This window comes from Corynebacterium tuberculostearicum, assembly GCF_016894265.1.
Taxonomy (GTDB): Bacteria; Actinomycetota; Actinomycetes; order Mycobacteriales; family Mycobacteriaceae; genus Corynebacterium; species Corynebacterium tuberculostearicum_D.
In genome coordinates this window covers 823,263-837,268 of sequence record NZ_CP069791.1, presented here as the reverse complement: position 1 = coordinate 837,268, position 14,006 = coordinate 823,263, and the positions used below count along the sequence as shown (strand labels likewise).

15 protein-coding genes are annotated in these 14,006 nt (G+C 63.9%); 2 read left to right on the top strand and 13 right to left on the bottom strand.

Annotated features, from left to right (window positions below):
* Window positions 1–45 precede the first annotated feature (45 nt).
* Window positions 46–1,344 (top strand): aminopeptidase C, encoded by a 1,299-nt coding sequence (locus tag I6J28_RS04075; RefSeq protein ID WP_204610952.1) that lies wholly within the window; start codon window positions 46–48, stop codon window positions 1,342–1,344.
* Window positions 1,345–1,357: 13 nt separating this feature from the next.
* On the top strand, window positions 1,358–2,659 hold the full coding sequence (locus I6J28_RS04070) for an aminopeptidase C (protein ID WP_204610950.1): 1,302 nt from the start codon (window positions 1,358–1,360) through the stop codon (window positions 2,657–2,659).
* Here I6J28_RS04070 and I6J28_RS04065 read toward each other — a convergent pair.
* The 13 genes from I6J28_RS04065 to dacB are packed head-to-tail and all read right to left on the bottom strand — an operon-like array spanning window position 2,656 to window position 13,994.
* On the bottom strand, window positions 2,656–3,276 hold the full coding sequence (locus I6J28_RS04065) for a GNAT family N-acetyltransferase (RefSeq protein ID WP_204610948.1): 621 nt from the start codon (window positions 3,274–3,276) through the stop codon (window positions 2,656–2,658). The two genes, I6J28_RS04070 and I6J28_RS04065, sit on opposite strands and share 4 nt — an antisense overlap.
* Window positions 3,276–4,166: a pantoate--beta-alanine ligase gene (locus I6J28_RS04060; protein ID WP_204610947.1), complete on the bottom strand. Its 891-nt coding sequence runs from the start codon at window positions 4,164–4,166 to the stop codon at window positions 3,276–3,278. The genes I6J28_RS04065 and I6J28_RS04060 overlap by 1 nt, the downstream gene beginning before the upstream one ends.
* Window positions 4,163–4,837 carry a hypothetical protein gene (locus tag I6J28_RS04055; RefSeq protein WP_204610946.1) on the bottom strand — a complete coding sequence of 225 codons (675 nt, stop codon included), beginning with the start codon at window positions 4,835–4,837 and terminating at the stop codon, window positions 4,163–4,165. The genes I6J28_RS04060 and I6J28_RS04055 overlap by 4 nt, the downstream gene beginning before the upstream one ends.
* Window positions 4,838–5,872 carry a DUF6779 domain-containing protein gene (locus tag I6J28_RS04050; RefSeq protein WP_204610945.1) on the bottom strand — a complete coding sequence of 345 codons (1,035 nt, stop codon included), beginning with the start codon at window positions 5,870–5,872 and terminating at the stop codon, window positions 4,838–4,840.
* 5 nt (window positions 5,873–5,877) lie between these two features.
* Window positions 5,878–6,351 carry a DUF3180 domain-containing protein gene (locus I6J28_RS04045; RefSeq protein ID WP_005329908.1) on the bottom strand — a complete coding sequence of 158 codons (474 nt, stop codon included), beginning with the start codon at window positions 6,349–6,351 and terminating at the stop codon, window positions 5,878–5,880.
* A complete protein-coding gene (gene folK, locus I6J28_RS04040) occupies window positions 6,348–6,833 on the bottom strand; it encodes a 2-amino-4-hydroxy-6-hydroxymethyldihydropteridine diphosphokinase (RefSeq protein WP_204610944.1) in 486 nt (161 codons plus the stop codon). The genes I6J28_RS04045 and folK overlap by 4 nt, the downstream gene beginning before the upstream one ends.
* Window positions 6,833–7,213 carry a dihydroneopterin aldolase gene (folB, locus tag I6J28_RS04035; protein ID WP_204610943.1) on the bottom strand — a complete coding sequence of 127 codons (381 nt, stop codon included), beginning with the start codon at window positions 7,211–7,213 and terminating at the stop codon, window positions 6,833–6,835. The genes folK and folB overlap by 1 nt, the downstream gene beginning before the upstream one ends.
* 3 nt (window positions 7,214–7,216) lie before the next feature.
* Window positions 7,217–8,179 (bottom strand): dihydropteroate synthase, encoded by a 963-nt coding sequence (gene folP, locus I6J28_RS04030; RefSeq protein ID WP_204610942.1) that lies wholly within the window; start codon window positions 8,177–8,179, stop codon window positions 7,217–7,219.
* A 37-nt stretch (window positions 8,180–8,216) separates the two neighbouring features.
* Window positions 8,217–8,810, bottom strand: coding sequence for a GTP cyclohydrolase I FolE (gene folE, locus I6J28_RS04025; RefSeq protein WP_204610941.1), 594 nt, complete (start codon window positions 8,808–8,810; stop codon window positions 8,217–8,219).
* Window positions 8,810–11,155 (bottom strand): ATP-dependent zinc metalloprotease FtsH, encoded by a 2,346-nt coding sequence (gene ftsH / locus I6J28_RS04020; protein WP_204610939.1) that lies wholly within the window; start codon window positions 11,153–11,155, stop codon window positions 8,810–8,812. The genes folE and ftsH overlap by 1 nt, the downstream gene beginning before the upstream one ends.
* A gap of 12 nt (window positions 11,156–11,167) precedes the next feature.
* Window positions 11,168–11,755 carry a hypoxanthine phosphoribosyltransferase gene (gene hpt / locus I6J28_RS04015; RefSeq protein WP_204610938.1) on the bottom strand — a complete coding sequence of 196 codons (588 nt, stop codon included), beginning with the start codon at window positions 11,753–11,755 and terminating at the stop codon, window positions 11,168–11,170.
* A 12-nt stretch (window positions 11,756–11,767) separates the two neighbouring features.
* Window positions 11,768–12,718 carry a tRNA lysidine(34) synthetase TilS gene (gene tilS, locus I6J28_RS04010; protein WP_204610937.1) on the bottom strand — a complete coding sequence of 317 codons (951 nt, stop codon included), beginning with the start codon at window positions 12,716–12,718 and terminating at the stop codon, window positions 11,768–11,770.
* A complete protein-coding gene (gene dacB / locus I6J28_RS04005; RefSeq protein WP_204610936.1) occupies window positions 12,708–13,994 on the bottom strand; it encodes a D-alanyl-D-alanine carboxypeptidase/D-alanyl-D-alanine endopeptidase in 1,287 nt (428 codons plus the stop codon). Before dacB ends, tilS begins: the two co-directional genes overlap by 11 nt.
* Between the last annotated feature and the right edge of the window lie 12 nt (window positions 13,995–14,006).

Below are 14,006 nucleotides of genomic sequence, written 5' to 3'. Positions count from 1 at the left end.
ACCCGCCCGCGCCGCTGTGGGCTCGGGTCTGCTAAAACCGAAACTATGACTTTGCTCACCAACGAATACCTATCCCACTTGCGCAAGGAGGCCGCGGCCGATTCCCGGCTGCGCATCGCGCGCAACGCCATCACCAACGTCGGGGCGGCGAAAGCGGCCCTAGACCGCGACCGCATCACGTCCCTCTACCCCACCACCGAAGTCAAGCTGGATAGCCTGGGCGTATCGGACCAAAAGCGCTCAGGCCGCTGCTGGATGTTTGCGGCGCTGAACGTCTTCCGTCACCGCGCGGCCAAGGAGCTCAATGTAGATAACTTCGAGTTTTCCTTCACCTACCTGCAGTACTTTGACAAGCTGGAACGCGCCAACCTGGTGCTCAACCAGCTGCTGGACAAGAAGGACGCCGGCTGGGACGAGCGCACCGTCGCCGCGGTGCTAGACCACGCGGGGGCCGATGGCGGCTGGTGGTGCTTCTTTAGCAACCTCGTGGCCAAGTACGGCGCCGTCCCTGCCGAGGTCATGCCGGAGGTGCGCTCGTCTGGAAATACCGCGGAGATGAACCGCGACCTCGCTACGGTGGTGCGTCGTGCCGCCGCCCAGGACGGACCGCGCGAAGAAATCCTCGCCCAAGCGCGCAAGGATATCCACCGCATCCTGGACATCCACCTGGGCACCCCGCCGGAGGAATTTACCTGGGCGTATCGCACCAAGGACAAGCAATTCGTGCGCCTGCACTCCACCCCGCGCGAGTTTGCGGATAAGTACCTGCCGAATCTGGACGAGTACGTGGTACTTGCCGATGACCCCCGCTCCACCAACCCCAGGCATCGCGTCTTTAGCAGCGCCGAGGAGACCAATGTGCTGGGCGGCGCACCGCAGGAGTACCTCAACGTCAGCGCGGCCGAGCTGAAGGAAACTGCCAAGCGCAGCCTGGCGGCCGGCGAGCCGGTGTGGTTTAGCTGCGATGTCAACCGCCAGTTCTCCTTCCTCAACGGCGTATGGGACGAGGGATTGGTAGATACCGATGGCCTTTACGGCATCGATTCCTCCATGAGCAAGGAGGAGCGTTTTACCTCTGGCGAGACCGCTCCCACCCACGCGATGGTGCTCACCGGCGTCGATGGTGACCGCGCCTGGCGCGTGGAAAATTCCTGGGGTTCTAAGCCGCCGCGCAAGGACGATGGCGAGGATGTGCCCGGCAAGGGCTTTGCCACCATGGCCGATGCCTGGTTTGACCAGAACGTCTTCCACATCGCCGTCCGCAAGGAGCACCTGAGCGACACGCTTGCCCAGGCCCTTGCCACCGAACCGATTGAGCTTCCCCTCTGGGACCGGATGAACTAAGGAGAATCGAGAAATGACAGAGATTAAACCGAACGAGGTTCATGCCGCCACCGCCGAGCTCACCAGCGATGCCACGCTGCGCCTGGTACGCAACGGGGTGGCCCAGGAGGGCGTCGACAAGCTCAGCCTCGACCATGAACAACTGCGCAGCCTTACCCCGGTAACCAGCTATAAGCTAGATTCCTGGGGCGTAGCCGACCAGAAGGCATCGGGCCGCTGCTGGATTTTTGCCGGCCTCAATTCCCTGCGCGGCGGGCTAATGGACAAAGCCAAGCTCAAGGATTTTGAGCTCTCCCAGACCTATATTTACTTCTTTGACAAGCTGGAGAAGGCCAATTGGTTCCTCACCGCCATGGCCGAGCTCAAAGACCGCGAGATTACGGACCGCACGGTGACCAAGCTCATGGATGATCCCATCGATGACGGCGGCCAATGGTCCATGTTCGTCGCCCTGGTGGAAAAGTACGGCGTGGTGCCGCAATACGCCATGCCGGAGACCGCGTCTTCCGAGGCCACGGCGATGCTTAACCGCAACCTGCAGACCGTGCTGCGCCGCGCCGCCCACCGCATCCGCAGCGGCGAAGAGGGCGCGCATGAGCAGGCGCTTGCCGACGTCTACCGTATCCTCACCGCCAACCTTGGCCTGCCGCCCGAGGAGTTTGTGTGGCAGTACCGCGATAAGGACGATGAGTTCCACCGCGCGGGCACCTATACCCCACAGGAGTTTGCCCAGGAATTCCTGCCGGCGGACCTAGGCGAGTACGTGTGCGTGGTCAACGACCCGCGCAATGCCTACGGCGAGCTCTACACCGTGGAGTACCTGGGCAACGTGGCCGGAAAGCGCGTGACCTATTTGAACGCGCCAGTGGAGGTGCTGCGCGATGCCGCGCGTGCCTCCATCGAAGACGGCCAGCCCGTCTGGTTCGGCTGCGATACCGACCAGCAATCCGATGATGAGCACGGCGTGTGGGCCAAGCACCTGCACGATTATGAGGCCTTTTACGGAGTGGAGATGGATCTGGACAAGGCGCAGCGTTTGCGCCTGCACGAGTCCCTCATGACCCACGCGATGGTCTTTACCGGCGCCGATATCGCAGACGATGGCACCATCAATCGCTGGCGCGTGGAGAATTCCTGGGGCCCGAAGAAGGCCGATAAGGGCTTTTGGACCATGGGCGATGACTGGTTCGACGAGTTCGTCTTCGAAATCGCCGTGCACCCCTCCCGCCTGCCGGAGCAATATCAAGCGGCGTTGAAGTCCGAGTCCGTGACCACCCTGCCGGCCTGGGACCCGATGGGAGCGTTGGCGCGCTAGGTCTGCGGTGCGCCCAAGCGGCGCACATAGAGCATGCACACCAAGTCGCGGTCCTCGTTGACCGCGATGGTGCGCTCGCCCACCTGAGTGAAGCCGCGGCTGTCATAGAACTGATAAGTGCAGCCGTCATCGGTAAACAAGTAGACAGTCTTTCCCTCATGACGGGCTTCGAAGGCCTCGAGCAGCGCCGTGCCCACGCCGCTCACGCCGGAATTGGGGTCCGCGACGAGGAAGCCGATTTCGCCATCAATGGGGTGCTTACCCAAGTACTTGAGCAGCATGTCCTGATTGGCGGCATCGTAATCATCGCGGTGTCCGCCCGGGCGCAGGTTATTAAAGATTTCCACCGCGTGAACAAATGCCTTGCGCCACCACGGATACGGCAGCGCGGGCTTGCCTTTCATGGAGGCCAACAGCACGCCGAGGAAGCGGTCGCCATCGTAGGCGGCCAAGATATCGGTGGCCTTGGCGCGCTCTAAATCCCAAAAGTAGCGGCCATAGGCGCGCTCGAAGCGGCGGCTCTTCACAAACCAGTGCAGGTGCATGCCCTCGATGGCAAAAGAAATGGCTTTGGGCTCATCGCGCGGGTCGAGGTCACGGATCTGGATATCGGTCATTAGTCCTCCGGTGGCTGCTGGGAAGCGGTACCCTGCGCGCGCTGTTGCTCGCGCTCGAGCTCGGCCTTGGCCTCGTGCTCTTCAATATTATTAAAGCCGATGCCCAGCGGCAGGCCCACATTATCGATGAGCCGCACGCCGCCGATGGTAGCGGCAACGAGTAAGCGGGCGTCACCCTCCGCAGGCGGGTTACCCAAGTTGCGGCCGCGCACCTCGAGGTAGTCCGGTTCAACGCCTGCTGCGCGCAGGACTTCCGCGGCGACTTCACGGACCTTGTCGGCACCGGCTTCGGCGGCATGCGCGCCGGCGGTCAGCGCGGCGGATAGGGCCGCTGCCTGGTCACGGGATCCGGCCGGGACGTTGGTATTGCGCAGGCTTATCACCACGCCATCGGGCATGCGCACTGCTGGCACGCCCTGCACGCGCACGCCTAAGTGGAAGTCTTGGACCGCGTGGTGGATGGCGAGGAGGAGCTCATAGTCCTTTTCGCCGAGGAGGACGTCGGTAGGCGAAAGCGTCAGGATGAGCGCTAGATAGAGCGAGAGATCCTCGCTGAGGTCCGGCTCGAGGGCGGTCGCGGCGTCGGCCGGAGCCACGGCGATGCGGCGGCCGTGCGGCCACAAGGCCTCTGGCGAGTAATCCCAGACTATGTCAACGCCCTCGGCGCGCAGGAGCTCAAGGTCTTCCTCGTGCGGGGACTGTAGGGCCACGACGGTAACCGCGCCGCGGATGTGCTTGGCCGCGCGCACCAACGCGATATGGCCGGCGTGCACGCCGTTGGTCAGCGGCACGAAGGCCACCGGGCGGCCAGTCTTATGAAAGGCGCTGCCAACCATGCGGATGCGCTCAATCTCGCTGATAACGGTGGCGTTTCCCAGCTCTAGGCTCATCGGCTCTCCTCTTGTAGGGCCCACATTTCCAGCTCCTCGCGGCCGTCTACCTCGCCTAGGCGGCGGGCAACCTCCACGTAGCTGCGGCGCAGGCCGGGGTCGGTGGCGCCGCGATAAGCGGCGATGATCTCTTCGGTGTCCATGTCCTCACCCACCATGGGCTTTTCCTCTGCAGAGGGGAGGAAACGAGCATCGACCGACGCAGAGATGTGCAAGCGGCGCAGCATCTCGGCGTAGTAGGCGCGGGCGGCAAAGGCAGGACGTTCGGCATCGGAAAGCGCGACGGCTTCGCCGCGGAACTCGGTGATATTGAGCTCCACCACAGTCTCGCCCAGCTCGTCCAGGGTGGTCACGGCCCAGCGCATGAGTGCAAATGGGGCGAGTGCCGCAACGACACAGCCGCGCGTTTCTAGCGGATCTAGCACTTGGACACCGCGCGAGAGGCAGGTGTGGAACACGATAAGCCCGTGGTGGACGTGGGGTTCAAAAAGTTCCACGGTGGCTTCTAAGCGGGCATCGCCCACGGCGATGATGAGGGCCTCAAAAGAGGCAAGTTCAGCCGGGTCCGAGAGCATCTGCACCTCATGGCCGGCGCGTTCCATGGCATTGGCCAAGGTAAAGCCAGCCAGGCTCCGACCAAAAAGGGCTACCCGCATGCGTGGCGGGCGCATTTATTTATCCTTCTTCTTCGCCTGGGCCAGCAGCTCGGCCACGGAGACCGCGCCTTCGCGCTTATCGTCGCTGCGGCGGCGGCCACGGGAATCGGGCTCTTCGGCGGCCGCGCGGTGATGGGAGCGGGCTGCCTTCTGGCGCACCGGCTCGGACCTTTCTGGGGCCACGTGCTGACCGGAGCCCGGGTACTCCGCGCGGTCATCGCGCTGCGGCGCCGCCTGCTGCGGAATGTCCTGGGTCTCATGATTTGCCTTGGTGGCAGCCTCTGGCTTGCGGTGGCTGCCGTGGTGCTCGCTGGCCGCGGACGTGCGGGAAGTCTTCAGGGAATCATCGCCGCCGGTATCCCAGCGCACGGCCTGGAAGCCACCAGTATTGAAGGTGGAGGCACCAGAAGTCTTGCCGGAGGTGCGCTGCGCACGGGTCTTTTCGCTGATGATGTCATTAAGCGGGTTGGACTCGGCGTGTGCTGCGGATGGCTGGTTGCCCAAGCGGCCAGCAATGGCATCGGCAGACGGGGCGCCGGAAGAGGACTGGGTGAAGTCCACATTGCCTTCCTCAGAGCCAGGGCGAGTAGCAGCCGCGGTCTGGGCCTCGAGCTGCATGATGCGGCGCGCCTCGGCGTGCAGGGCGGCCGGTTCATAGGTGAAGTCCTGGCCGGAAAGATCCTCGATCTGCTTGCGGATGGAAGCCAGCTCGGTGCGGATCTCATCGAGCAGCTCCTGATCCGGCAGGGGCTGGCCGTCGGCTGCTTGAACCTGCTTAAGCTCGGCGCGGTGAGCGCGCTCCTGCAGCTCCAGCTTGGTCACGGATTCCTCGGCCTGGCGGCGGTAGCGCATCACCAGGAAGAAGCCGAGCACGGCGGCCCACAAAGCGGCGATGAGCGCAATCTTAAGAGCTGCGGCAGAGCCGGAAATCAGCATGACGATGCTGGCTACAACGGCCAGCACCACGAGGACGATGAGCCCGATCTGGCCCAGATCCGGCTTGGTCGTCTTGGCGGGAGTTTTGCTAGAAGAAGAGCGCGGCTCAGTCATGCTCACTAATGTACCGCTTGTACCCCATCTGGTGGGGGCGGGGTCTCGCAGTGTCGCTCTAGCCGCAGGCCAGCGGCGGCCATCGCGAGGCCACCGAGCGCAGAGGCAATGACGCCCACGAGGTCATCGGAGGCCGCAGTGAGCGTACCGGCGTTAGGAATGACGTAGACGGCAATGCCGGCATATATGCCACCCACGATGGAACCCGTCCATGCCGAGGCCTTTCCTACCAGCATGAACTGCGTGATGGTCATGGGGTTGAGCTGCGAATTATCCAGGCCAATGCCATGCTCGTCCTCGGTGGCTTGATCCACCTTCCAGGTCAGCGCCACACAGATGACGGCCATGAGCCACAGCGTGGCCGAGACCGTTACCGGGATTTGCAGCATGGAGCCATAAAAGCGCGTGGTGAGGATGGCCGCCGCGGCGGCGAAAAAGACCCCGGTGCCGATGAGGGCACCCAGCGAGGTCCGTGTCATAGCTCCTCCATCATGCCCAGCCGGCGAATATCGGCGCGCTCTTGCGGGTCGAGTGCTGCTACCCGCTTGGCGACGCCCTCCCCACTCAACCTAGCACCAGCATCGGCCGCCAACCACGGAATCAGCACGAAGGCGCGCTCGCGGGCATAAGGATGCGGGACGATAAGCTCTGGGTCGTCGGAGGTATAACCTTCAATATCGACGATATCCACGTCCAGTGTGCGCGGTCCCCAGTGGCGCACGCGGACGCGCTCGGCGGCCTCTTCGAGCTTCTGCCCGCGGCGCAGCAGTTCTTTCGGAGTCTCCTCGACGTCCACGATGAGCACCGCGTTGAGGAATTCGTCTTGGTCCGTCACGCCCCACGGCGGGGTGGCATAGACGGGCGAGGCGGCGACGATCTCGCCGGCGAACTCGTCGAATACCGTGCGCAAAAGCTCCACGCGGTCATCCATATTGGAGCCGATAGACAGCACCGCACGCATTAGAGGGTCCTCGCGTGCTTGCGGGAGCGGCGGGCGACCACGGCGACGTCGGCAAAAGTGCGCGGAATCGGCGCCTGCGGCTTGTGCAGGGTGACCTCCACGGCATGCAGGCCCTCGAAGGTGGCCATGATGGTATCGGCCACCTCGCTGGCGACGGTCTCGATGAGGTCGCGGGCGGGGCCTTCGATGATTTTCGCGGCGACGTCGGCAAGCTCGGCGTAATTGATGGTCTTGGTCAGATCATCGGTGGCGGCGGCCTCGGCGAACTCGGACCAGCAGGTGATATCCACGATGAAAGGCTGGCCGGTGCGCTTTTCTTTTTCGAAGACGCCGTGGTAGCCAAAGCATTCTAGGCCGGTGAGCTCGATGCGGTCTGCCATGTTTTACTCCTCAGGGTTGCGCGGTAGGGCGGTGGATTTCATGGTGCCATTGCCATCGGCGCCGTTGCTATAGCTGCCGCTGGCATTGGCCCCACCCTTGTAGCCATCGCCGGCGTTCCAAGCCGCGGCCACATCGACGGCGTCGCGGGAGACGGCGACCTCGTGCACGCGCACGCCCCACGCGCCCATCTGGGCGGAGATGGCGGTCACGGCCGCAGTCGCGGGATCGGCCAGCAGCGGGCTGGACTCCACGCCACGGTCCTCCCGGATGGCGGCGAGGAAGCGCTTACGCGAGGCTCCTACCAGCATGGGGAATTCGGCGTCGAGGAACTCCGGCAGGGCCTTGAGCAGCGCCCAGTTATCCTGCGGGGTTTTGGCGAAGCCTAAGCCCGGATCGAGCACGATATTATCGCGGCGCACGCCGGCCGCCAGCGCGTTATTCGCCAGGCGCTCGAGGGTCTCATGCACATCGCGCACCACATCGCCGCCGTGGTCGGCGCTACCGGCCGCGGAACCAAAGGCGCCTTCCTGCAGCGTGCGCCAGTGCATCAGGCACACGGGTACGCCGGCCTCTGCCATCGCGCGATACATCTCCGGATCAGCCAGGCCACCGGAGACGTCATTAATCATGTCCACGCCGGCCGCTGCGGCCGCACGGGCCACCGAGGCGCGCATCGTATCCACGGAGGTGCGGATGCCCAGCTCACTCAGCGCCTTAATGACGGGAACCACGCGACGCTTTTCGACGTCCGCTTCTACCCGCACCGCACCCGGCCGGGTGGACTCACCGCCGACGTCAATCATGTCCGCGCCCTGCGCCACGAGTTCGCGGGCGTGGTTGATGGCAGCATCGACGTCCAACCACTTACCGCCATCGGAGAAGGAATCCTCCGTGACGTTGACGATGCCCATCACCAGCGTGCGGTTGGCGATGCTCAGATCCGATACCGAGGTTGCCTGCTGCATGGCGTGCTCCTTCTCGCTTTCGTGGTAACCGGGGGACTTAGCTGCGAATCAGGCTGAGCACCTCGGCGCGGGAGGCGGCATTATTTTTGAAGCCGCCGCGCACCGCGGAGGTGGTCGTCGTCGCACCCGGCTTGCGAATGCCGCGCATGGCCATGCACAGGTGCTCGCACTCAATGACCACGATGACGGACTGCGCACCGAGGACCTCCACCAAGGCGTCCGCTACCTGCTGGGTGAGGCGCTCCTGGACCTGGGGGCGCTTAGCGTACATATCCGCCAGGCGGGCGAGCTTGCTCAAACCGGTGACGTGGCCGTCTTTGCCCGGGATGTAGCCAATATGCGCCACGCCGTAAAACGGCACCAAGTGGTGCTCGCAGGTGGAATAAATGGGGATATCGCGCACCAAAACCAATTCTTGGTGGTCCTCAGCGAAGGTCTTATGCAAGACCTCGGTCGGGTCCTCGTGCAGGCCGGCGAAAACTTCGCGGTAGGCGCGGGCCACGCGGGCCGGGGTTTCGCGCAAGCCCTCGCGGTCAGGGTCCTCCCCCACCGCAAGGAGCAGCTCACGCACCGCTGCCTCCGCTCGGTCTTGGTCAAAGGCGGCGCGAGCGGGAATGTGATTATCAGACATTAGTTATCTTCTTGCTTGTCGTCCTCGCGCGCATAGGGGTTCTTGCGGCGATCCTTTTCGCCCCAACCAGGGGTAAACCACTGGCTGGTCTCGGCATCAGCATCCGCGCCAGCATCCGGCTTGTGGTGCTTGCCACCGCTGTTGGCGGGGCGGGCGGCCGGGCGTGCAACAGGTTCGGAAGGCTGAGCCGACTGATTGTCGCGGGCCGGCTTGGCGTCCTTCGCTTCCTTATTCTCGTCTCCCTTGGCGGGGCCGCGGCCCAACTCGCGGGCGGTGTCCGGGTCGACGTAATCGCCGGCGTGCTGGCCAAAGTTGAAGCCCACCTCACCCTTCGGCTCTTCGCCGGCAAGGCGGCGCTCACGGGCGGCCCGGGAGGCATCGAGAAGCGTCATACGCTTAGGCAGCTCCTCGCCGCGCTCCTTCGCCAGCTCAACCGGGGTCTTCACCGGGGCGTAGCCAATCTGACGCGGGAAGCGATCGTCTTCACCTGGGAAGACGTCGAAGGCCTCGCGCGGCTCGATGCCGTCGAAGATGCGCTCCAGGTCAGGGCGGCGCAGGGTTTCCTTCTCCAGCAGGGCCTCGGCCAGCTTATCCAGGTAGTGACGGTTATTGCGCAGGATGTCATAGGCCTGCTCGTGCGCGCGCTCCAGCAGGTAGCGCATCTGCTCATCAATCTTGGAGGCAACCTCATCGGAGTAATCGATGGAGCCGCCGCCACCCATCTGGCTGAAGGGATCGCCCTGCTCCTTGCCGTACTTTACGGTGCCCAGGTCTGGGGAGAAGCCGTACTCGGTGAGCATGGAACGAGCGATCTTGGTGGCGTTTTCAATATCGGAAGACGCACCGGTGGTCGGCGCACCGAAGACCAGCTCCTCGGCCGCGCGGCCACCCATGGCAAAAACCAAACGGGAGAAAAGCTCGTCGCGGGTGTACATGCCTTTGTCGTCTTCCTGGGAGGTCATGGCGTGGCCGCCGGTGCGGCCGCGGGCCAGGATGGTGACCTTGTACACGCGCTCAATATCCTTGAGCGCCCACGCAGAAAGCGTGTGTCCGCCCTCGTGGTAAGCGGTGACCTTCTTCTCGTGCTCGGAGATGATCTTGCCCTGGCGGCGCGGGCCGCCCACGACGCGGTCGGTGGCCTCTTCCAAGGCGTCATAGGTGATGACGTTGCCGCCGATGCGGGCGGTAAGCAGGGCGGCCTCGTTCAGCACATTGGCCAGGTCCGCGCCGGACATGCCGGCGGTGCGCTTAGCCAGCTGCGCTACGTCAACCTCTTCTGCCAGCGGCTTATTCTTCGCATGCACGCGCAGGATCTCCTCGCGTCCGGCCAAGTCCGGGTTGGTGACCGGAATCTGGCGGTCGAAACGGCCCGGACGCAGCAGCGCCGGATCGAGGATGTCCGGGCGGTTGGTGGCGGCGATGAGGATCACGCCTTCGCGGTCACCAAAGCCGTCCATTTCTACTAGCAGCTGGTTAAGGGTCTGCTCGCGCTCATCGTGGCCGCCGCCGGTACCGGAACCGCGCTGGCGGCCCACGGCGTCAATCTCGTCCACGAAGATAATGCAGGGGCTATTTTCCTTCGCTTGCTTGAACAGGTCGCGCACGCGGGAGGCACCCACGCCGACGAACATTTCCACAAAGTCAGAACCGGAGATGGAATAGAACGGCACGCCAGCCTCGCCAGCCACGGCGCGGGCAAGCAAGGTCTTACCGGTACCCGGAGGGCCATAAAGCAGTACGCCGCGCGGGATCTTGGCGCCTAGGTCGTGGTAGCGGGTGGGGTCTTCCAGGAAGTCCTTGATCTCCTGCAGCTCATCCACGGCCTCGTCCGCACCGGCCACGTCCTCAAAGGTATTGGTGGGCATGTCCTTGGTCAGTTCCTTAGCCTTGGAACCGCCGATGCCAAACATGCCGCCGGCGCCCTGCTGCATGCGGGACATGAGCCAGAAGAGGAAGCCAAAGAGGATGATCATCGGCAGCAGCATGCTGAGCATGGAGCCGAGGAAGGATTCCTGGGTGACGTTAGTCTGGTATTTCTCGGCACCAGAATCCTTGACGGCGTTAAAGACCTGCTCAGAGGCGCGGGCCGGGTACTTGGCCACGATCTCTTTCACGCCGTCGCGCTCGTCTACCGTGATTTCGTCCTTGAGCTTGATGCGCAGGCGCTGCTCGCGGTCATCAATTTCCACCTCATCGACGTTTTTGTCCTTGAGCTGGGTCAGCGCAACGGAGGTATCCGCTTGCACATAGCCGCGGGCATCGTTGCTGAAGAAGGTAAAGGCGTACAGCGCGATAAGGATTAGAGCCGCAATCCCGCCGTAGCGAAGAATCTTGTTGTTTTTCATTACTGCGCGATTTTAGTTGGTGGTATAGACATCAGGGTGAAGGGTGCCCACGTAGGGCAGATCGCGGTAGCGTTCCGCAAAGTCCAGCCCGTAGCCGATGACGAATTCATTCGGGATATCAAAGCCCACATCCAGCAGGTCAATATCGGCCTTGACTACCTCCGGCTTGCGCAGCAGGGTGACCACATTCAGCGAGGCAGGGTTGCGGCCTTCCAGGTTGCGGATAAGCCACGACAGGGTGAGGCCCGAATCGATGATGTCTTCCACGATGAGCACGTTGCGCCCGGCAATATCGCGGTCCAAATCCTTCAAAATGCGCACCACGCCGGAAGAAGAAGTGGAGGCACCGTAGGAGGATACGGCCATAAACTCCAGCTCGGAGGGGATAGATAGCTTGCGCGCAAAGTCCGTGAGGAAGAATGCTGCGCCCTTGAGCACACAGACCAACAGCAGGTCTTGCTCAGAGTCGGCATACTTTTCCGAGACCATATCCGCGAGTTCTTGGACGCGGCTTTGCAGTTCCTCTTCTCCAATGAGGATTGCTTCTACATCGTCACCGTAGCGGTTTGCGGGAACGGCGAAGTCTTTCTTGTCGTGCACGTGTGCGCTCCTTTAATGACCAGACAATAGTGCCAGTTTGCCACCTATACGGGCTACTTCCAACCTCTGCCCCACCTGCCGCGCCGATCGCACGGCCACCGGGCCTTGCCCGTGCCAGTGGGTGCACAGCTTGCCGACGTCCCCCACTCCCCTCCTTGTCACCTCTACCCCCTCGCTGACCAGCCACGCAGCGATCGCCCGCCGGCGCCGCGGTTCCGCCATAGCCGCCAGCTCGGCGCAGTCGGTGGTGGGTGGGGTGCGCAGGGCGGCGTCGTCAAGCGCGGCATCGCCTGCGGCTTGCGCCAGCGCTGGCACCGCGTCCCCGCCGATGATGCGGCTCAACTGCGGAATGACCTCGCGGCGCAGCGCCACGCGGCGGAAATTCGTGTCCTCGTTCTGCGGATCCCGCCACGCGGAAAGGCCCAACTCTGTGCAGGCGCCCTCGGTATCGGCCCGGCGCACGCTCAACAGAGGCCGCACCACGCGGGCGCCTTCCACCTCGCTGCGCTCGCTCATGCCAGTCACCCGCCCACGCAGCGCGCCGAGCAGCAGCGTTTCCGCCTGGTCATCGGCCGTATGCGCCACGGCCACCTCGAAACCTTCGCCCGCGCACGCGGCGGCCAGTGCTCGATACCGCGCCGCCCGCGCGGCCGCCTCCATCGACTCCGCCCCCGCCGCAGCGCCCGCCTCAACGCTGAGCACCCGCGCCCGCGCGCCCAGCGTTCGCGCCTGTTCGGCCGCGCGCTCGGCCTGCGCCCGCGATCCGTCCTGCAACCCGTGGTCTACGCACAGCGCGAGCACCTCGTGCCCCTCCGCCACCAGCGCCGCCATGAGAGCCAGCGAATCCGCGCCCCCGGAAAGCCCCACCGCCACTGCGTGGTCAAGGCCTGCGGCGCGCACGCCGCGCCGACACGCTAGAAAGTGCGGTGAAATCCGCGGCCAAAAGGGCTTATTAGAACTCATGCAGTGCAGAAGCCAATGCGTCTTGCGCCTTGCGGGCGGCCAAAATATCGCCGTCATTTACAAGGAAGGCAAAGGCATATACGCGCCCGGAATTACCCTGCGCGGTGCCGGCCAGGGCCGAGACCCCAGTCAGCGTGCCGGTCTTGGCGCGCACGTAGCCCTTGGCCGCGGAATCGCCGTAGCGCTCGTACAGCGTGCCATCGCCGCCGGCTACCGGAAGGTAGGACACCAGCGGGCGCAGGCGCGGATCCTTGACCGCGCCATTAATGAGCTGCGTCAACAGCCCGGCGGTGAGCCGATTGTCCACCGAGAGCCCCGAATTATCCCTAATATCCACGCCCTCAACGTCGAATCCTTGCTCCCGCAGCACCTCGAGCGTCGCCTGCGTATCGCCCTCAAAGCTGGCTTCCTTGCCACGGGCCATCGCCAGCTCACGCGCAATGGCCTCGGCCATGACATTATCGGAATGGCGCACCATTTCTCGGGCGCGGTCCGCGAGCGGCGGCGAATCCACACTCGCCACCTCCTGCGCGTTCTCCGCCACAGAGCCCATGCCTACCTTGCCCGCGCCGAGGCGATCGCCTAGCTGCTTAGCCACATCCAAAGCCGGCTCATGGCTCCTCGGCACATCCCCCGTCGTCGCGCCCAGGCGACCACCGTAGAGCATGGCCGGTTCCATTGGCGCGACGAAGCCGCCGTCCACGTTTTCCGGATCCCAGCCCGGGGCCTGCGCCTCGCCGGACCATACGGAGGTATCGATGTAGACGCCATCGACCTGCTCGACGTTTTTCGAAATCTGCTCGGCCAAATCATCGAGCTGTTCGTGCGTCATCCACACATCGCCCGCGGCCTTAATGACCACGTTCTTTTCGTTCGACCCACGGTAGACCTTGGTGGTGATTTTCTCATTCTCATCCAGCGCCAACGTCGCCGCCGCAGTGGTGAGGACCTTCGTGGACGAGGCCGGGGTGAGCCGCTTATCCGCGTCGCGCTGCCACACCACGTCACCGGTTTCAGTATCGATCACCTCGCCGCCAAAAGTGGCAAGGTCTTTATGCTTAGCGAGCTCATCCAGCTTCGCGCTCAGCGCATCCAGGTCTGCCTCGCCCGGCTGTGCTGCGCTCAACGGCTCCTCAGGAGCCTCGACCGCCTGTGCCTCCCCGTGCGAGAGATCGCCGTATTCGCGCTGGAGGGTAACGCCCAGCGCAGCCGTACCTCCGACCGCTGCCGCTACCACGAGCGCGGTCGCTGACCACCAAACATGCTTTGCTTTCATTGCCTTTAACCC